The following is an 18,659-nucleotide window of genomic DNA, read 5'->3' on the forward strand; positions in this document are numbered from 1 at the left end:
GAAATTCAGGATTGACTGACGAAGGCGCGACGATCTTGCGCGGTGGGTGCGAGGGGCCGGCACGCGGCGTTGCGCGCAGGCCCTTTCACCGAAAGACGGTACAGATGATCAGGCTTTCAAGGTGCGCGCAACGTGGCCGGCGAATGCATCGATGATGTTCTGCAGGAACGGGCGGGTTTTCTCGCTCAGCTTGCCGTGTTCGTCAAAGAAGGTCCCGGCGTTGCCCAGATAGGCTTCCGGTTGCTGCATGCACAGCACGTCGAGGAACACGAAGCACTGGCGCAAATGCTGGTTGGCGCCAAAACCACCGATCGCCCCGGGCGACGCACTGACCACGGCCGCCGGTTTGGCGCTGCCCCATGCGCTTTTGCCGTAGGGCCGCGAGCCAACGTCGATGGCGTTTTTCAGCGCGCCCGGCACTGAACGGTTGTATTCGGGGGTGACGAACAGAAACCCGTCTGCGCCCTGCAGGGCCTGACGGAAGGCGGTGTAAGCGGCAGGCGGCGAATCCGCGTCGATGTCTTCGTTGTACAACGGCAGGTCGCCGATTTCGACGATGCTCAGCTTCAGGCTGGACGGCGCCAGCTCAGCCAGTGCGTGGGCCACTTTGCGGTTGATGGAGTCTTTCCTCAAGCTGCCGACGATGACTGCAATCGAATGAACCTGGCTCATGAAACGGACCTTCTGCTGTGGGAGGAGACAACAGTTATAGATGAAACATGAGTGCAATTCTGTGTTGTTTTTCCGTTGCTAATCATCGAAGCGTTCGATGCTGGCCCGTGGGTTATCGGCCCCTGCTTTGGGCGGGCCGTGCTACCGTCGGTCGCGACTATTTTTCCAATCGCCGAAAACTCCCCCCGGAAACGGCGGTCTGACTGCCTTAGGCGAATAAGGTCCCCGGACAAATTTGGGAATTACCTTACAAGCGGACACGGTTTATTCACTCGCGGTGTTAGGATGCGAGCGAAAACGAGCAGTTATTTCCAGAGGTTACAAAGCAAATGGCTTCAGTTCTAGTTGGGCAATTTCATGCGAGGGATGCGGAGGGACGCGTTTACTCGGTGCATGAATTCCGTGAATCACAGCCTGACGAGGCTGATGGAAAGGAGCCCGTTTCCACTTATCGCCTGGCCATTGGCGACCGCGTCAAACATTTGGGCGGAGAGGAATTCGAGTTGATTCAGGGCAAGGTCAAGCTCATACGAGAGCATTGAAACACCGCTGCAAGCCCGCCTCTTTCCACACAGGCCGCTGACATCGCGCGGCCATGAGTCAGGTCAGAGGGGCTTGCCGCTTCAATCGACGCCCGGGGCGTCGAACAGCAGATACCAGAAAATCGCCGCCTCCTGCGTCAACGGTTCTATCGCGCGATACCGCAGATGATCGACCCCGCCGACCACAAACCCGTAGCGCTCATATAACCGGCACGCCTCCAGATTGTTGTTCTGGGTTTCCAGGGTGATGCCCGGCAGCCCGCGCTTGCGGCTCCAGAACTGCGCCACATCCAGCAGCTTTTGTGCCACGCCATTGCGTCGCGCCCCGGTATCGACCGCCAGCTCGTCGATGTGAGCGAAACCGTTCCAATGCTCGCTGACCACCACATGCCCGACCGGCTGCTCATCGAGCCAGGCCACCAGCACCGTGCCGTCGGCGGCGTCCCGATAATTGCAGAACTCTTCGGAATCGATGCCGTAATTTTTCAGGTAAGGCTCGACTGCATCGACGTGCCACTGCGCCACGGGCTCGCCGATCTGCACCCGGGCATAGCCGGTGACGGTGAAGGTGAACTCGCTATTGAGGATGTAATCCTCGAAGCATTCGTCAGCGACACGAATGCTGAAAGTCGGGCTGGACGTGTTCACCATGTGCCTCCTGCACGATTACCGGGATCGACATCACCTTCTATGAAGGCCGCTGCCGCCTTCAGGCTTCCGCCCGGGCCTGAACCTGGGCTTCGAGCAACTGGGTCCACAGGGCCGGGGCACCGGCGGATTTGGCGATCACGGCCAGCCGGGCTTCGTGCTCCGCCAGTTCGGCCTCGCTGGCGAGGATGATGCGTCCCGGCGTGCGGTTGGCGATGCGGCGGATCTCCGATGGGCGATCGGCGCCGCCCTCTCCGTCGTTGTTGCCGGCCAGCGACAGGGTCGTCTGGCCACCGGTCATCGCCAGATAGACTTCCGCGAGAATCTCGGAGTCGAGCAATGCGCCGTGAAGCTCACGGCCGGAGTTGTCGACGTCGTAGCGTTTGCACAGCGCATCAAGGCTGTTGCGCTGGCCCGGATGACGCTCGCGGGCCATGGCCAGGGTGTCGAGGATCGTGCAGTAACTGCTGAGATTGGCGCGATCGTGCTGGCCGATCAGGGCGAATTCGTTGTTCAGAAAGCCGACGTCGAACGCCGCGTTGTGGATGATCAGCTGCGCGCCTTTGACGAACTCGAAGAACTCGTCGGCGACTTCAGCGAAACGCGGTTTACCGATCAGGAACTGGTCGGTGATGCCGTGAACGCCAATGGCGCCCTCGTCACTCTCCCGGTCCGGTTGCAGGTAAACGTGGAAATGCCGCCCGGTCAGACGCCGGCCAATCAGCTCGACGCAGCCGATTTCGATGACCCGGTGGCCGTCGGTGACGGGCATACCGGTGGTCTCGGTATCGAGGACAACCCTTCGTTCAGTGATGATGTTTTGTACAGTCATTGCCTACCGCCTCAGCTTCAGGCGCGGATATTAGCATGGCGGTTTTGGGATGTGCGCGCGCAGCTATCGCCTTCTGGCGACGGGCGCACGCTGTTTCTGTAGGAGCCGGCTTGCTGGCGAACGCGTTGTGTCAGGGATGAAGATGTCGGCTGAACGCATGGATTCGCCAGCAAGCCGGCTCCTACACTCGTCATCATCAGCGTCACCAAGACTGTGTCTTGATCAAGCGTGCTTGATACCGCGCACTTCATCCACACCACGGTTCGCCAACTGGTCAGCGCGCTCGTTACCAGGATGGCCAATGTGGCCGCGCACCCACTTCCAGCTCACATTGTGCCGGCCGACCTGCTCGTCCAGCTGCTTCCACAGATCGGCGTTTTTTACCGGTTCCTTCGCTGCCGTTTTCCAGCCGCGCTTCTTCCAGTTGACCATCCACTCGGTGATGCCTTTCATCACGTACTGCGAGTCGGTCACCAGGATCACTTCGCACGGCCGCTTCAGTTCTTCGAGACCGCGAATGGCGCCCAGCAGCTCCATGCGGTTGTTGGTGGTGTTGGCTTCACCGCCCCAGAGTTCTTTTTCGACGCCTTTGCACACCAGCAACGCGCCCCAGCCGCCGGGGCCCGGGTTGCCCTTGCAGGCGCCATCGGTGAAGAGTTCTACGGTATCGCTCATTACGATGTTTCCAGAAATTGAGAAAGCGTGGCGTCAGCCGGTGAATCAGGGCTCGGGCGTGCGCCGATTGACCTTGGCCATCGGCAGAGGCAGCAGTTTGCCCATGGGCTCGCGGCGCGGCATGCGCACGGGCCGCAGCCCTACACTCATCTTGCGCGCGATCAATAGATAGAAGCCGCCGCCGGGACTTTGCCAGCCATCGCCGAGACGTTCGAGCCCGGCCAGACGAGCCTGCCACTTGGGCGAAGCGAGCGGCGGACGATAGCACCCGAAGCGGCGTTTCTCCAGCGCGAAGCCCAGCAGGTTAAGCCAGTCGCCGACCCGCGATGGCGAGATGCAGCGCGCCCTGCGCAGGGCATCATTGGCGAAGAAATGGCGGATGCCCCAGGTGCTCCAGGGGTTGATCCCGACGATCACCAGATGCCCGCCGGGGCGCACGCTGCTGGCGGCTTCGCGCAACAGGCCGTGGGGCGACAGACAGAAATCCAGACCGTGCTGCATGACCACCACATCCGCGGCGTGCTCGCTCAAAGGCCAGGCCTGCTCTTCGCAGACAATCTCGACGCCCGGCAACGGCGCGCCCAGTCGCACGTTGCGCTGCACTTGCTTCGCCGCCGGCGGCGTTTGCGCCGACGGGCCGTAATGCACCAGATAACCGCCAAAAAAACGCTCAAGCTCTTGCTCCAGCACACGGCTTTCTTCTTCCAGCAACAACTGCCCCAGGGGCCCGGACAGCCAGTCGCGGGCGGCGCTGATCAGCTCAAGCCACTCGGGATCGGCCTGGGCGAACGCTTCATCGGTCATTTCCGGTCTCCATGAGAGGGTCATTGCGATAGAGACTCGCCTCGAGTCTGTTCAGACCCTAAGATGCTTCTCTATGTTTCCAGCCAAGCGAACCGCGCCATGATACAGGTCGATGCCCTGCCCGCTTTCAGCGATAACTACATCTGGTTGTTACAAGACAATGCCGTCAAACGCTGCGCCGTGGTTGACCCGGGTGATGCCGCCCCCGTCATCGCCTGGCTTGAGCGCAACCCGGACTGGCGCCTGACCGACATTCTCATCACCCATCACCACGCCGACCACACCGGCGGCGTCGCGCAACTGAAAACGCTCACCGACGCCAAGGTCTACGGCCCGGCCAATGAGAAGATTCCGGCGCGGGACGTGGCCCTGTCCGACAACGATCAGCTCACCGTACTCGGCCTGACATTCAGCGTCCATGCGGTCCCCGGCCACACCCTGGGCCACATCGCCTTTTACCATGCCGACGCACAACAGCCGCTGCTGTTCTGCGGCGACACACTGTTCGCCGCCGGTTGCGGCCGCTTGTTCGAAGGCACCCCGCAGCAGATGCATCATTCCCTGAGCCGACTCGCCGAGCTGCCCGACAGCACCCTCGTGTACTGCGCCCACGAGTACACCTTGAGCAATTTGCGCTTCGCCGTGGCGGTTGAACCGGACAACGCCGACGTGCTGAAGCGTTTTGAAGAAGTGACGCGATGGCGTGCGCAAAATCGTATCAGTGTGCCGTCGACGCTGGCACTGGAGCGCAAGACCAATCCGTTTCTGCGAGCCGCCGTCATCTCCGTGAAACAAAAAGCAGACGAACGGAGCGGAACCCATAACGCGACGGCCACAGAGGTCTTTGCCGTGCTGCGGGCATGGAAAGATAAGTTCTAAACAGGCTGCGAATCAGCACGGAAATTCTGAAAGGTTGACCGTTCACCAGTCACTTTCTAGAATCGCCCGACATTTTCGCCTGGAACTATCCCCCAGCCAATGTCGTCATCTATACGCAAAACCTTCAATTCCGACACATTGACTCGGTTGGCCCAGGCAATCGCAGTGGTCGCGAGCGCGACACTGGCAGGCTGCCAGAGCACCGGCGGCCTCGAATCCGGGAACGGTTCCAGTGCCGCCCATCCCGTCGCCAGCACTAAGCCAAAACCTGTTTATATCGCGCGCAAACCTGTCCCCCTCGCACCGCCCCATGATGTGTGGGAGCGCATGCGTCAAGGTTTCCAGTTGCAAGACGGCAACGACCAGAATCCGCGGATCGATCAGCAGCGTCTCTGGTACGCGAACAACCCTTCGTTTCTCGAAACCGCCGGTAACCGCGGCAGTCTTTACATGCACTACATCGTCGAGCGTCTGGAAGAACGCAACATGCCCCTTGAGCTGGCGTTGCTGCCGGTGATCGAGAGCGCGTACAACCCGATGGCCTTGTCGCGCAGCGATGCGGCGGGGATCTGGCAGTTCATTCCGTCCACCGGCCGCTACTTCAACCTGCGTCAAACCAATTTTTACGACGGCCGCCGCGACATCACCGCGTCCACTACCGCAGCGCTGGACTACCTGACCAAGCTGCACGACATGTTCAACGGTGACTGGCTGCTGGCACTGGCGGCCTATAACGCCGGCGAAGGCACGGTCAGCCGCGCCATCGAACGCAACGAAAAGCTCAACCTGCCCACCGATTACTGGAACCTGCCGCTGCCGCAGGAAACCCGCGACTACGTGCCGAAGCTGCTGGCACTGTCCCAGGTGGTCATGTCGCCAGATGCCTACGGCGTCAACCTCAGCCCGATCGACAACAAGCCGTACTTCCAGGTCGTCGAGCTGAATCAGCGCATGGACCTGTCGAAAGTCGCCGCCATGGCGAACATCGACGAAGACGAGCTGGTGCAGCTCAACCCCGCCTTCAAGAAGCGTCTGACCATCGACGGCCCCCAACACCTGCTGGTGCCGACGTCGAAATCCCAGTTGCTGACCACCAACCTGTCCAACATGAAGCCTGAAGAGCTGGTCGACTGGCAGCAATACCGCGTGCGTCCGGGCGACAGCCTGGTCAGCATCGCCAGCCGCTACAAGGTGTCGACCAGCACCCTCAAGGACATCAACAAGCTGTCCGGCAATCAGGTGAAACGCGGCCAGGCGCTGACGATTCCGGTGCAGCCCGGCATGCAGTACGCGATGCCGGTGTTCGAAGAAGTCGCCGAGGTGGACGAAAAGCCGGCGCGCACCCGCAGCTATAGGGTGAAGAAGGGCGACAACCTGGTGCAGATCGCGCGCATCAACAAGGTCGACGTTAAGGATTTGCAGCACTGGAACAAGCTGTCGGGCCAGAACCTCAAGGTCGGCCAGACGCTGGTCATGCAGGACGACAGCAAACCGGCGAAAGCCAGCTCACGCGCTGTGGCCAAGGCTGACAGCAGCGCCAGGGGCGAAGACGCCGGCAAGAAGTCGATGCAGTACAAGATCCAGAAAGGCGATTCGATGTACCTCGTCGCCAAGCGCTTCAACGTCGAAATGCAGCACCTCAAGCGCTGGAATCCGCGCAGCGGCCAGGCCCTCAAGCCAGGGCAGACACTGACGGTTTATTTGTCCCATTGATCTAGGGCCAGTCCCGCCATCGTGGGAGTCAGCTCGCTCCCACAGGCTCACGCCTGAGTCGGCGTCCTCCATCCGCCCGCCCTGCCCTTTTTCCAGCCGATACAAGCTGTTACTGTGACCGACCGCTGCCTGGATCGACCGCCGACTTGATACGTCACCTGCTGCTGACTTTCAGCCTGGTCTTGAGCACGACAGCCGCCGCGACCATCAGCGAAAGCCATGGTTACGCACAATTCGGCGTCCTCAAGTACCCTGCCAGCTTCACGCATTTCGACTGGGTCAATCCTGAGGCGCCGAAGGCTGGCACCCTGCGAATCATGGCCAACGGCACGTTCGACACCCTCAACCCGTACACCTTCAAGGGCAGCAGCCCGATTTCGACGGCCAACTTCGGCCAGTACGGCGTCAGCGAGCTGAACGAACCACTGATGGTCGGCACGGGACAGTACGACCCCTCCGGCGATGAACCCACCTCCAGTTACGGCCTGATCGCCAAAACCGTCGAGTACAGCGACGACCGCAGCTGGGTGGTGTTCAACCTGCGCCCCGAAGCGCGCTTTCACGACGGCAAGCCGATTACCGCCTACGACGTGGCGTTTTCCTATAGAACGTTACTGAAGGACGGTCACCCGCAGTACCGCACGGCGTTGCAGGAAGTGCAGCGTGTGGACATCCTCAACCGCCACCGCATTCGTTTCGTGTTCAAGCGCTCCGGCAACCCATTACTGATTCTGCGCCTCGGCGAACTGCCGGTTCTGCCGCAGCATTACTGGAAGAACCGCGACTTCAAGGCCACCTCCTTCGATGCCCCGTTGGGCAGCGGCCCCTACCGCATCACCCAGGTGCGGCCGGGGCGCAGCCTGGTGTTCGAGCGGGTGAAGGACTATTGGGGCAAGGACCTGCCGGTCAACCGCGGCAAGTACAACTTCAACCGCGTCGAAGTGGAGTTCTACCGCGACGCCGACGTAGCGTTCGAAGCGTTCAAGGCGGGCGAGTTCGACATCTACATCGAGCATCAGGCGAAGAACTGGCTCACCGGTTATGACTTCCCGGCGGTGACCGAGGGCAAGGTGATCAAGGCGCAGATCCCGCACCAGATCCCCACGCAGACCCAAGGGCTGTTCATGAACACCCGTCGCGGCGCGTTCGCCGACATCCGTGTGCGCGAAGCCCTGGGGCTGATGTTCAACTTCGAGTGGACCAACCGCACGCTGTTCAATGACGCCTATATGCGCTCGACCAGCTACTACCCCAACAGCGAATTCACTTCCAGCGGACTGCCCGCCGGTCGTGAGTTCCTCATGCTCGCCCCCTACCGCGAGCAGTTGCCGGCCAGGCTGTTCACCCAGCCCTTCGCGGTGTCGAAAACCGACGGCGGCGGCGTGCCCCGGGATTCCATTCGCAAGGCGCTGGGGCTGCTGGCCGACGCGGGCTGGACATTCACCGAGCGCGGTTTGACCAACAGCGCCGGGCAGCCGTTGCGTTTCGAAATACTTCTGGTCAATCCCAACCTGGAGCGAATCCTGCAGCCCTACATCGAAGACCTCACGCGGATTGGCGTCGACGCGCACCTGCGCACCGTTGACCGCGCTCAGTACAAACAGCGGCTGGACCAGTTCGATTTCGACATGATTCTGATGACCCTGAACCAGACCCTCAGCCCGGGGCTGGAGCAATGGCAGTATTTCCATTCCAGCCAGGCCACCATCAAAGGCAGCAAAAACTACGCCGGCGTCGCCAACCCGGTGGTCGACAACCTGCTCAACCAGCTGTTGGCCGCGAAGACCCGGGATGATCAGGTGGCGGCGACCCGTGCACTGGATCGCGTGTTGCTGTGGCAGCACTACATGATCCCCAACTGGTACCTCAATAATCACCGTCTGGCGTACCGCAACCGGTTCGCCATGGTCACCACCCCGCCCTATACCCTGGGCCTGCGTGCGTGGTGGCTCAAGCCTTCGGAGAAAACCCAATGACTGCCCTGCGCTCCCTGACCCGCGCCGGCGGCCTGTTTCTGAGCCCGTTCGTGCTGGCCCCGCTGCTGCTGGGCGTAACCTGTGCAACCCAGGCGGCTCCGCAACACGCCATCACCCTGTACAACGAAGCGCCGAAATACCCCGCGGACTTCAAGCATTTCGATTACGTGAACCCGGACGCGCCCAAAGGCGGGATTCTGCGCAGCGCCGGGTTTGGCGGCTTCGACAGCCTCAACCCGTTCATCAGCAAGGGCGTGCCTGCCGACGACATCGGCCTGATCTACGACACCCTTGCCCGCCAGGGCCTGGACGAGCCTTTCACCGAATATGGCCTGATCGCCGGCAAGATCGAAAAAGCCCCGGACAACAGCTGGGTGCGTTTCTACCTGCGGCCCGAAGCGAAATTCAATGACGGCCACCCGGTCCGCGCCGAAGACGTGGTGTTCAGCTTCGAGACCCTGATCAAGGACGGCTCGCCGCTGTACCGCAGTTACTACGCGGACGTTGATCAGGCCGTCGCCGAAAACCCGACCACGGTGCTGTTCAAGTTCAAGCACAACGACAACCGCGAACTGCCGCTGATCCTCGGCCAGTTGCCGGTGTTGCCTAAACATTGGTGGGCCACCCGCGACTTCAGCAAGGGCAACCTGGAAATTCCGCTGGGCAGCGGGCCGTACAAGGTGGTCGAAGTCAAAGCCGGACGCTCGGTTCGCTACGAGCGGGTCAAGGACTACTGGGGCAAGGACCTGCCAATCAACAAGGGCTTCTACAACTTTGATCGGCTGTCCACCGACTACTACCGCGACAACACGGTGGCCCTCGAAGCTTTAAAAGCTGGTGCTTTCGACTTCTGGCAGGAGATGGCGGCGAAGAACTGGGCGACGGCCTACGACGTTCCGGCGGTCAGAGAGGGCCGTCTGATCAAGGAAGAAATCCCCAACGGCAATCCTCAGGGGATGCAGGGCTTTATCTTCAACCTGCGCAAGCCGATGTTCCAAGACGTGCGCGTGCGTCAGGCCCTCAGCCTGTTGCTCGACTTCGAGTGGACCAACAAGCAGCTGTTCTTCGGCAGCTACACCCGCACCAAAAGCTATTTCGACAATTCCGACATGGGCGCCGAAGGCCTGCCGACGCCTGCCGAGCTGAAGATCCTCGAGCCCCTGCGCGGCAAGCTGCCGGAATCGGTGTTCACCGAGGCATTCAAGCTGCCGGTCACCGATGGCAGCGGCATCATCCGCGAGCAACAGCGCAAGGCGTTCCAGCTGCTCAAGGACGCCGGCTGGAAGATCGTCGGCGACAAGATGGTCGACACCGAAAACAAGCCGGTCACCATCGAGTTTCTGCTCGCGCAGACCGAATTCGAGCGCGTGCTGCTGCCGTACAAACGCAACCTGGCCGACATCGGCATTGATCTGGAAATCCGCCGGGTCGATGTCTCCCAGTACATCACCCGCCGCCGCTCACGGGACTACGACATGATCGTCGGCAGTTTCCCGCAATCCAGTTCGCCGGGTAACGAGCAGCGCGAATACTGGGATTCCTCCGCCGCCGACAAGCCGGGCAGCTACAACGTGATCGGCCTAAAAGACCCGGCGATCGACACGCTGGTGAGCGGCTTGATCAACGCCGACTCGCGCCAGAGCCTGATCGACCACACCCGCGCCCTCGACCGCGCGCTGCTGTGGGGCTACTACGTGATCCCGAACTGGCACATCAAGACCTGGCGCGTGGCGTACTGGGATCACCTGGGCCACCCGGGCAAAACCCCGCTCTACGACATCGGCACCGTGACCTGGTGGGTCAAACCCGACGCGACGCCGGCGATTCCCGTGCAGGCCGCGCCAGATCAGATGCCGGCCGACGCCGAGTCAGCCAAAGGCACGGAGCAATAGCATGCTGGCCTACATTCTGCGGCGTCTGCTGCTGATCATCCCGACCCTGTTCGGCATCCTGCTGATTAACTTCGTCATCATCCAGGCCGCGCCGGGCGGCCCGGTGGAGCAGATGATCGCCAAGCTCGAAGGCTTCGAAGGCGCCACCAGCCGCATCGCCGGTGGCGGCGCTGAAGTCTCGGTGGCCGGCTCGACCTATCGCGGCGCACAGGGTCTGGACCCGAGCCTGATCAAAGAAATCGAGCACATGTACGGCTTCGACAAATCGGCGCCGGAACGCTTGTGGATCATGGTCAAGAACTACGCCCGGCTGGATTTCGGTGACAGTTTCTTCCGCGACGCCAAGGTCATCGACCTGATCGTCGAGAAGATGCCGGTGTCGATCTCACTCGGGCTGTGGAGCACGCTGATCATGTACCTGGTGTCGATCCCCCTGGGGATCGCCAAAGCCACGCGCCATGGCAGCCATTTCGACGTGTGGACCAGCTCGGCGATCATCGTCGGCTACGCCATTCCGGCGTTTCTGTTCGCCATCTTGCTGATCGTGGTGTTCGCCGGCGGCAGTTACTTCGACTGGTTCCCGTTGCGCGGGCTGACGTCGAGCAACTTCGATGAGATGAGCTGGCTGGCCAAAGTGGGCGATTACTTCTGGCACTTGGTGCTGCCGATCACCGCGCTGGTCATCGGCAACTTCGCCACCATGACCCTGCTGACGAAAAACAGCTTTCTCGACGAGATTGGCAAGCAGTACGTGATCACGGCCAAGGCCAAGGGCCTGACCCAGCGCCGGGTGCTCTACGGCCACGTGTTCCGTAACGCCATGCTGCTGGTGATCGCCGGTTTCCCGTCGGCGTTCATTGGCATCTTCTTCACCGGCTCCCTGCTGGTGGAAGTGATCTTCTCCCTCGACGGCCTTGGCCTGATGAGCTTCGAAGCCGCGATCAACCGTGATTACCCGGTGGTGTTCGGCACGCTGTTCATCTTCACCCTGCTGGGGCTGGTGGTGAAACTGATTGGCGACCTGACCTACACGCTGGTCGACCCACGCATCGACTTCGACCGCAGGGATCATTGATATGACGTTGTCCCCCCTCAATCGACGCCGTTTCGAACGCTTCAAGGCCAACAAGCGTGGCTGGTGGTCGTTGTGGCTGTTTCTGATCCTGTTCGGCGCCAGCCTCGGCGCCGAGCTCATCGCCAACGACAAACCCCTGGCCGTGCGCTACGACGGCGAGTGGTACTTCCCGGTGTTCAAGCGATACCCGGAAACCACCTTCGGCGGCGAATTCCCGCTGGAGGCCAACTACAAGAGCCCGTACATCAAGGAGCTGCTGGCGGCCAAAGACGGCTGGACGCTGTGGGCGCCGATTCCGTTCAGTTACCAGAGCATCAACTACGACCTGAAAGTCCCGGCCCCTGCCCCACCGTCGCGAGAGAACCTGCTGGGCACCGACGATCAGGGCCGCGACGTGCTGGCGCGGGTGATCTACGGCTTCCGCGTGTCGGTGCTGTTCGCCCTGACGCTGACGATCCTCAGTTCGATCATCGGCGTGATCGCCGGGGCGCTGCAGGGTTTCTACGGCGGCTGGGTCGATCTGATCGGCCAGCGCTTTCTGGAAATCTGGTCCGGGCTTCCGGTGCTGTACCTGTTGATCATCCTCGCCAGCTTCGTGCAGCCCAACTTCTGGTGGCTGCTGGGCATCATGCTGCTGTTCTCGTGGATGAGCCTGGTGGACGTGGTGCGCGCCGAGTTTCTGCGTGGCCGCAACCTGGAATACGTGCGCGCAGCCCGGGCGCTGGGCATGGAAAACGGCGCGATCATGTTCCGCCACATCCTGCCCAATGCGATGGTCTCAACCATGACCTTCATGCCGTTCATCCTCACCGGCGCGATCGGCACGCTGACCGCGCTGGATTTCCTCGGCTTCGGCCTGCCCGCCGGTTCGCCTTCGCTGGGCGAACTGGTGGCGCAAGGCAAATCCAACCTGCAGGCGCCGTGGCTGGGTATCAGCGCCTTCGCCGTGCTGGCGATCATGTTGAGCCTGCTGGTGTTCATCGGCGAATCCGCCCGCGACGCATTCGACCCGAGGAAATGAGATGAATCAGGACAATCTGATCGAGATTCGCGACCTCTCCGTCGAATTCGTGAACGGCACCAACGTCCAGCGGGTGGTCGAAGGCATCAGCTTCGACATCCGCAAGGGCGAAACCCTGGCGCTGGTCGGCGAAAGCGGATCGGGCAAGTCAGTCACCGCCCACTCGATCCTGCGGCTGCTGCCCTACCCGCTCGCGCGTCATCCGACCGGGACGATTCGCTACGCCGGTGATGACCTGCTGACAGTCAGCGAGAAGCGCCTGCGCGGCATTCGCGGCAACCGCATCGCGATGATCTTTCAGGAGCCGATGACGTCGCTGAACCCGCTGCAGTCCATCGAAAAGCAGATCAACGAAGTGCTCGGCCTGCACAAGGGCCTGACCGGCAAGGCCGCGACGCGGCGCACGCTGGAGCTGCTGGATCTGGTGGGCATTCCGGAACCGGCCAAGCGCTTGAAGGCTCTGCCCCACGAGCTGTCCGGCGGACAGCGTCAGCGGGTGATGATTGCCATGGCCCTGGCCAACGAGCCCGAGCTGCTGATCGCCGATGAGCCGACCACCGCGCTGGACGTCACGGTGCAGCTGAAAATCCTCGAGCTGCTCAAGGAATTGCAGGCCCGGCTGGGCATGGCCTTGCTGCTGATCAGCCATGATTTGAACGTCGTCAGGCAAATTGCCAACCGAGTATGTGTCATGCAGCGCGGTTGCATCGTCGAACAGGCATCGTGCGAAGAGCTGTTTCGCGCGCCGCAGCATCCGTACACCCGTGAACTGCTCAGCGCCGAGCCCAAGGGCGGGCCGGCGAACAACCCGCCGGGCGCGCCGATGCTGGAAGTTGAAGACCTGAGGGTCTGGTTTCCGATCAAGAAAGGCGTGTTCAAGCGCACGGTGGATCACGTCAAGGCGGTCGACGGCATCCATTTCAGTCTGCCCAAGGGCCAGACGCTGGGGATTGTCGGCGAGAGCGGCTCGGGCAAATCGACGCTGGGCCTGGCGATCCTTCGGTTGATTCGCAGCGAAGGCGAGATACGCTTTCACGGGCAATCGCTTAGCGGGATGAATCAGCATCAGGTCAGACCGCTGCGGCGGCAGATGCAGGTGGTGTTTCAGGACCCGTTCGGCAGCCTCAGCCCGCGCATGTCGGTGTGCGATATCGTCGGCGAAGGCCTGCGGATTCATAAGATGGGAACCCCGGTGGAGCAGGAAGCCGCCGTGGTTGAAGCGCTCAAGGAAGTGGGTCTCGACCCGGCGACCCGGCACCGCTACCCCCACGAGTTTTCAGGGGGACAGCGGCAAAGGATCGCCATTGCCCGGGCATTAGTGTTAAAACCGGCGCTGATTTTGCTGGACGAGCCGACATCGGCCCTCGACCGGACCGTTCAGCGTCAAGTGGTGGAGCTGTTACGCTCCCTGCAAACCAAGTACAACCTGACGTATTTGTTCATCAGCCATGACTTGGCGGTGGTCAAGGCGTTAAGCCACCAACTGATGGTGGTCAAGCAAGGCCAAGTGGTCGAACAGGGTGTGGCAGAAGACATCTTCGCCGCACCGCAACATCCTTATACACAGCAGCTGCTGGAGGCCGCCTTCTTGGCGCCGGCAGCTGTCGATTAACCTGAAGAGGAACAAAACAATGGGTTTTCTCGCCGGTAAGCGCGTCCTGATCGTCGGTGTCGCCAGCAAATTGTCCATCGCATCCGGTATCGCTGCCGCCATGCACCGTGAAGGCGCTGAGCTTGCTTTCACCTATCAGAACGAAAAACTCAAGAAGCGCGTCGAGGAATTCGCCGAGGGTTGGGGTTCGAACGCCGACCTGTGCTTCCCTTGCGACGTCGCCAGCGACGAAGAAATCGCCAAGGTCTTCGAAGAACTGAGCAAAAAGTGGGACGGCCTGGACTGCATCGTGCACTCCGTTGGCTTCGCGCCGGGCGACCAACTGGACGGTGATTTCACCCAAGCCACCACACGTGAAGGTTTCCGTATCGCTCACGACATCAGCGCCTACAGCTTCGTGGCCCTGGCCAAAGCCGGCCGCGACCTGATGAAGGGCCGCAACGGCAGCCTGCTGACCCTGTCGTACCTGGGTGCCGAGCGCACCATGCCGAACTACAACGTGATGGGCATGGCCAAGGCCAGCCTTGAAGCCGGCGTCCGTTACCTGGCCCGCAGCCTCGGCCCGGACGGTACCCGTGTCAACGCGGTATCGGCTGGCCCGATCCGTACCCTCGCCGCTTCGGGTATCTCCAACTTCCGCAAGATGCTGGCGGCCAACGAGGCGCAGACTCCATTGCGTCGCAACGTGACCATTGAAGAAGTGGGTAACGCTGGCGCTTTCTTGTGCTCTGACCTGGCGTCCGGTGTCAGTGGCGAGATCATGTACGTCGACGGTGGTTTCAATACCACGGCGATGGGTGATCTGGAAGGTTGAGGGTTGCTTGCCCCTTTTCAGAGTGATGACGCTCTGAAGCCTGGCGCACGACCTGTAAGCGCCGGCTAGCTGGCGAAAGCGGTGGATCAGACGGCCCTGTGGCTGGATGATCTGCCGTTTTTTTTGCCCTAAGTTTGCAAGCCGAGGTATGCGGCGTTCATTAGAGTCGGCCTAACGGCCTCGGGTTTCGCCTTCGGCGAGTTACTTGGAAAAGCACCCCAAGTAACCAAGGGAGCCTCTGCTCCTGGCTAGGCCCGACTTCGTCGGGTTCCCTCACTCCGACGACGCTCCGTGGGCCCGCGCCGAACGGACATCCATGTCCTGGCGGCGCTCTCGCCGCATCCATGCGGCTCGACCCACTCCGCGTCGTCTGCGTTCGGCCTGCACCCAAGCCGCGTTCTGCGGTGTGCGGGCTACCGCGTAGAAGATCAACAGCAACAGCTTCCCGGCTAAAGCCGGTCCTACGGGGTGCACGTTGTTTAGGTGATCGTTGATCGTTCCCTCGCTCCGCGTGGGAATGCATGCCGTGACGCTCCGCGTCACCTCCCCGGCCTGAATATGCGTTGTCCGAGGGATGCGGAGCGTCGGGGGCGGCGTTACCACGCGGAGCGTGGGAACGATCAAAGCCTGTCCCAAGGAAATCACCGCGGGCACCTAGTGGGACCGGCTTCAGCCGGGAAGCCTTTGATCTCCACTTGATCTTGATCTTCATACACATAACGTCCAGACGACACCAATCGCGACTTGGGTGCAGGCTGAACGCAGGTTTCGCGCAGTGGGCCGAGCCGCATGGATGCGGCGAGAGCGCCGTCAGGACATGGATGTCCGTTCGGCGCGGGCCCACGGAGCGAGACCGGAGTGAAGGAACCCCGAGGAACGAGGGGCCTAACTAGGAGCAAGCACCCTTGGTTACTTGGGGTGCTTTTCCAAGTAACTCGCCGAAGGCGAAATGTCTGCCGTGAGGCAGACGCTCTTGATCCTGCCCTTTCGCAAGACACAAAAAAGCCCCGATTCTCGCGAATCGGGGCTTTCTGTTAACAGCGTTATGCGTCGATCAATACTTCTCGATCTTCGCCGCCGCTTCCAACTGCTTACGATAGGCCGCGAAATCCTGCTGACCCTCACGGGACGACAGGAAACGACGGTACTGGCTCTTCTCCTCATCCGACGCCGGCGCCGCCTGATTCACGCCATTCAGACGCACAATCACAAAGCTGCCATCCGCCGCCGTCAGGCTGCCATAAACCGGCTTGTCCTTGCCTTCCGGCTTCGGCATACGGAATACAGCCTGCAGCACCTGAGGATCGACACCCTCCTGACTGCGTGAGGCCGCTTCCACGACCTTCCAGCTCTGACCTTCCTGCTTGGTCGCCGCATACGGCACTTTACCGTCACGCAGGCCTCCCAGCAGCGCCTCGCCCTTGGTCTTCACCGCATCGCTGGCATGTTCCTTCGCCAGTTGCGCACGAATCGGCGCCGATACCGCTTCCAACGGCAACTGCTCAGGCTGACGGTGCTCTTTGACATGCACCACCACCACGGTCTCGGGATCCAGCTCCAGCGCGGAACTGTTGGAACCCTCTTCCATCACTTCCGGGCTGAAAGCCGCCTGAATCACCGCACGGTTGGCTGCAACGCCTTCGCCACCCTCGCGACCGAACGGCGCAGTGGTCTGCACTTTCAGTCCCAGATCCTGAGCAGGCTGCGACAGATCCGACGCTTCGAACGCCGCGTCTTCCAGTTTCTTGCTTGCATCGACAAACTTCTGCTCGACCTGCTGAGACTTCAGGTCGTGGGTCAGCTTGTCTTTCAGGCTGGCGAACGTCGGCACCGACGGTGCTTCAACGCCCAGCAGCTTGATCAAGTGCCAGCCGAACTGACTGCGAACAGGTGCGGACACCTGATCCTTGTTCAGCGCGTACAGCGCGTCTTCGAAGGCCGGGTCATAGACCCCCTTGCCGGCATAGCCCAAGTCACCGCCCTTGGTCGACGAGCCCGGATCCTGGGAGAACTCCTTGGCCAGCGCAGCGAAATCTTCGCCTTTGGCCACACGCTGCTGGATTTCTTCAATCTTGGCTTTCGCCTGAGCGTCCGTGGTCTTGTCGTTGACTTCGATCAGGATGTGGGCCGCACGGCGCTGCTCGGCCAAGTTGGCGATCTCTTTCTGATACGCCGCCTGCAGGTCTTCGTCCTTCACCGACACTTTGTCGAAGAAGGAGGACTTCTTCAGTTCGATGTAGTCGAGGACCACTTGCTCAGGACTCAGAAACTCTTTGGCGTGCTGATCGTAGTGCGCCTTGATCTCGTCGTCGGTGACTTTCACGCTCGACGGATCGGCCGGCAGGGTCAGCGTCGCGAAATCCCGGGTCTGTTTTTCCAGACGGGCGAATGCGTCGACTTGGGCGTCAGTGACGAATGCACTGCCGCCAATACCGGCACGAATCTGGCCGATCAGCATTTCCTGGCCCAGGATCTGGCGGAACTGCAGACGGGAATAGCCGAGCTGGCGAATGACCTGATCGAAGCGATCAGCACTGAATTTACCGTCGACCTGAAATTCAGGGGTCAGCAGCATCTGCTGGTCCAGCGCAGCTTCGGAGAAACCGAACTTGGAATCGGCGGCGCCCTGCAACAGCAGCTTGCGGTCGATCAAGCCCTTGAGGGCCGAGTCACGCAGCATCTTTTCGTTGAGCATTGCAGGATCGAAATCCTTGCCCAGCTGTTGCATCAGCTGACGGCGTTGCATTTCAACCGCTTGACCCAGTTCAGCCTGGGTGACTTCTTCGCCATTCACCTTCGCAGCATCCTGCGAGTGGCTGGTTGCGCGGAAGATGGCATCGAACCCGGTCAGGGCCATCAGAGCGATGATGACCCCGATGATGGTTTTGGCAATCCAGCCCTGTGAATTGTCCCTGATATTCTGCAGCATGTATCCCCCAGAGGGTTGTACTCGACTCACCAGGCTGCTGCACACGGTAACGCGGAGCGTGGGTTGAATCCGGATAGAAGAAAGGCGCATCGGAGGATGCGCCTTCTCGTAACTTGCAAAGCGGACGGGGTTCGATATGCGTTCCCCGAGTGACAGTCCAGCGCTTGACCAACCGCACTTGCCGCTTCACGCCCTGAACAGAGATAACGCTGTCCTGGGCGGGCAAAGTAAAAAGAAACTTAGTTGACGGCTTCTTTCAGAGCTTTACCGGCTTTGAAACCTGGTTTCTTGGCCGCTGGAATTTCCAGGGTTTTACCGGTCTGAGGGTTACGGCCGGTACGGGCAGGACGATCAGTGACAGAGAACGTGCCGAAGCCTACCAGTACAACAGAGTCGCCACCCTTGAGAGCGCCAGTGACGGATTCGATTACAGCGTCCAGCGCACGGCCGGCAGCAGCTTTCGGGATGTCAGCGGATGCGGCGATGGCATCAATCAGTTCCGACTTGTTCACTCTAAGTCCCCTTATGTATTTGAGTATTTCTAAGTTTTTTTTGGTGTAACCAAACGAACACTG

The 18,659-nt window shown here is 61.0% G+C and carries 16 protein-coding genes; 9 read left to right on the top strand and 7 right to left on the bottom strand.

Annotation, left to right across the window (positions count from 1 at the left end):
• Positions 1–108: 108 nt before the first annotated feature.
• Positions 109–672: an NADPH-dependent FMN reductase gene (locus QWI18_RS10015; RefSeq protein ID WP_065986466.1), complete on the bottom strand. Its 564-nt coding sequence runs from the start codon at positions 670–672 to the stop codon at positions 109–111.
• Between the two features lie 329 nt (positions 673–1,001).
• Here QWI18_RS10015 and QWI18_RS10020 point away from each other — a divergent pair, with 329 nt between their 5' ends.
• The gene (locus QWI18_RS10020; protein WP_083232993.1) at positions 1,002–1,214 is read left to right on the top strand and encodes a hypothetical protein; all 213 of its coding nucleotides are present in this window, start codon (positions 1,002–1,004) and stop codon (positions 1,212–1,214) included.
• An 81-nt stretch (positions 1,215–1,295) separates the two neighbouring features.
• Here QWI18_RS10020 and QWI18_RS10025 read toward each other — a convergent pair whose 3' ends face one another.
• The 4 genes from QWI18_RS10025 to QWI18_RS10040 all read right to left on the bottom strand — a co-directional run bounded on the left by QWI18_RS10025 (position 1,296) and on the right by QWI18_RS10040 (position 4,173).
• On the bottom strand, positions 1,296–1,862 hold the full coding sequence (locus QWI18_RS10025; protein WP_141695096.1) for a GNAT family N-acetyltransferase: 567 nt from the start codon (positions 1,860–1,862) through the stop codon (positions 1,296–1,298).
• 61 nt (positions 1,863–1,923) lie between these two features.
• Positions 1,924–2,676 (bottom strand): DNA polymerase III subunit epsilon, encoded by a 753-nt coding sequence (gene dnaQ, locus QWI18_RS10030; RefSeq protein ID WP_192134836.1) that lies wholly within the window; start codon positions 2,674–2,676, stop codon positions 1,924–1,926.
• A 240-nt stretch (positions 2,677–2,916) separates the two neighbouring features.
• On the bottom strand, positions 2,917–3,369 hold the full coding sequence (gene rnhA, locus QWI18_RS10035) for a ribonuclease HI (protein WP_192134675.1): 453 nt from the start codon (positions 3,367–3,369) through the stop codon (positions 2,917–2,919).
• 45 nt (positions 3,370–3,414) lie between these two features.
• Positions 3,415–4,173 carry a class I SAM-dependent methyltransferase gene (locus tag QWI18_RS10040; RefSeq protein ID WP_065986459.1) on the bottom strand — a complete coding sequence of 253 codons (759 nt, stop codon included), beginning with the start codon at positions 4,171–4,173 and terminating at the stop codon, positions 3,415–3,417.
• A gap of 99 nt (positions 4,174–4,272) precedes the next feature.
• Between QWI18_RS10040 and gloB the strand changes: the two genes are divergently transcribed.
• From gloB to fabI, 8 genes are all read left to right on the top strand, one after another.
• Positions 4,273–5,052: a hydroxyacylglutathione hydrolase gene (gloB, locus tag QWI18_RS10045; RefSeq protein ID WP_192134673.1), complete on the top strand. Its 780-nt coding sequence runs from the start codon at positions 4,273–4,275 to the stop codon at positions 5,050–5,052.
• 99 nt (positions 5,053–5,151) lie between these two features.
• Positions 5,152–6,765 (top strand): LysM peptidoglycan-binding domain-containing protein, encoded by a 1,614-nt coding sequence (locus QWI18_RS10050; RefSeq protein ID WP_369318767.1) that lies wholly within the window; start codon positions 5,152–5,154, stop codon positions 6,763–6,765.
• Positions 6,766–6,911: 146 nt separating this feature from the next.
• Positions 6,912–8,741: an extracellular solute-binding protein gene (locus QWI18_RS10055; RefSeq protein WP_192134669.1), complete on the top strand. Its 1,830-nt coding sequence runs from the start codon at positions 6,912–6,914 to the stop codon at positions 8,739–8,741.
• Positions 8,738–10,633 (top strand): extracellular solute-binding protein, encoded by a 1,896-nt coding sequence (locus tag QWI18_RS10060; protein ID WP_369318768.1) that lies wholly within the window; start codon positions 8,738–8,740, stop codon positions 10,631–10,633. Before QWI18_RS10055 ends, QWI18_RS10060 begins: the two co-directional genes overlap by 4 nt.
• 1 nt (position 10,634) lies before the next feature.
• The gene (locus tag QWI18_RS10065; protein WP_369318769.1) at positions 10,635–11,708 is read left to right on the top strand and encodes a microcin C ABC transporter permease YejB; all 1,074 of its coding nucleotides are present in this window, start codon (positions 10,635–10,637) and stop codon (positions 11,706–11,708) included.
• 1 nt (position 11,709) lies between these two features.
• A complete protein-coding gene (locus QWI18_RS10070; protein WP_074891214.1) occupies positions 11,710–12,729 on the top strand; it encodes an ABC transporter permease in 1,020 nt (339 codons plus the stop codon).
• 1 nt (position 12,730) lies between these two features.
• On the top strand, positions 12,731–14,341 hold the full coding sequence (locus QWI18_RS10075; protein WP_369318770.1) for an ABC transporter ATP-binding protein: 1,611 nt from the start codon (positions 12,731–12,733) through the stop codon (positions 14,339–14,341).
• Positions 14,342–14,360: 19 nt separating this feature from the next.
• Positions 14,361–15,155, top strand: a complete 795-nt coding sequence (gene fabI / locus QWI18_RS10080; protein WP_065986448.1) for an enoyl-ACP reductase FabI — start codon at positions 14,361–14,363, stop codon at positions 15,153–15,155.
• 1,054 nt (positions 15,156–16,209) lie between these two features.
• Here fabI and QWI18_RS10085 read toward each other — a convergent pair.
• On the bottom strand, positions 16,210–18,084 hold the full coding sequence (locus QWI18_RS10085; protein ID WP_192134661.1) for a SurA N-terminal domain-containing protein: 1,875 nt from the start codon (positions 18,082–18,084) through the stop codon (positions 16,210–16,212).
• A 239-nt stretch (positions 18,085–18,323) separates the two neighbouring features.
• Positions 18,324–18,596 (bottom strand): HU family DNA-binding protein, encoded by a 273-nt coding sequence (locus tag QWI18_RS10090; RefSeq protein ID WP_065986445.1) that lies wholly within the window; start codon positions 18,594–18,596, stop codon positions 18,324–18,326.
• Positions 18,597–18,659: the final 63 nt, after the last annotated feature.

This window comes from Pseudomonas sp. W2Oct36, assembly GCF_041060465.1.
Taxonomy (GTDB): Bacteria; Pseudomonadota; Gammaproteobacteria; order Pseudomonadales; family Pseudomonadaceae; genus Aquipseudomonas; species Aquipseudomonas graminis_B.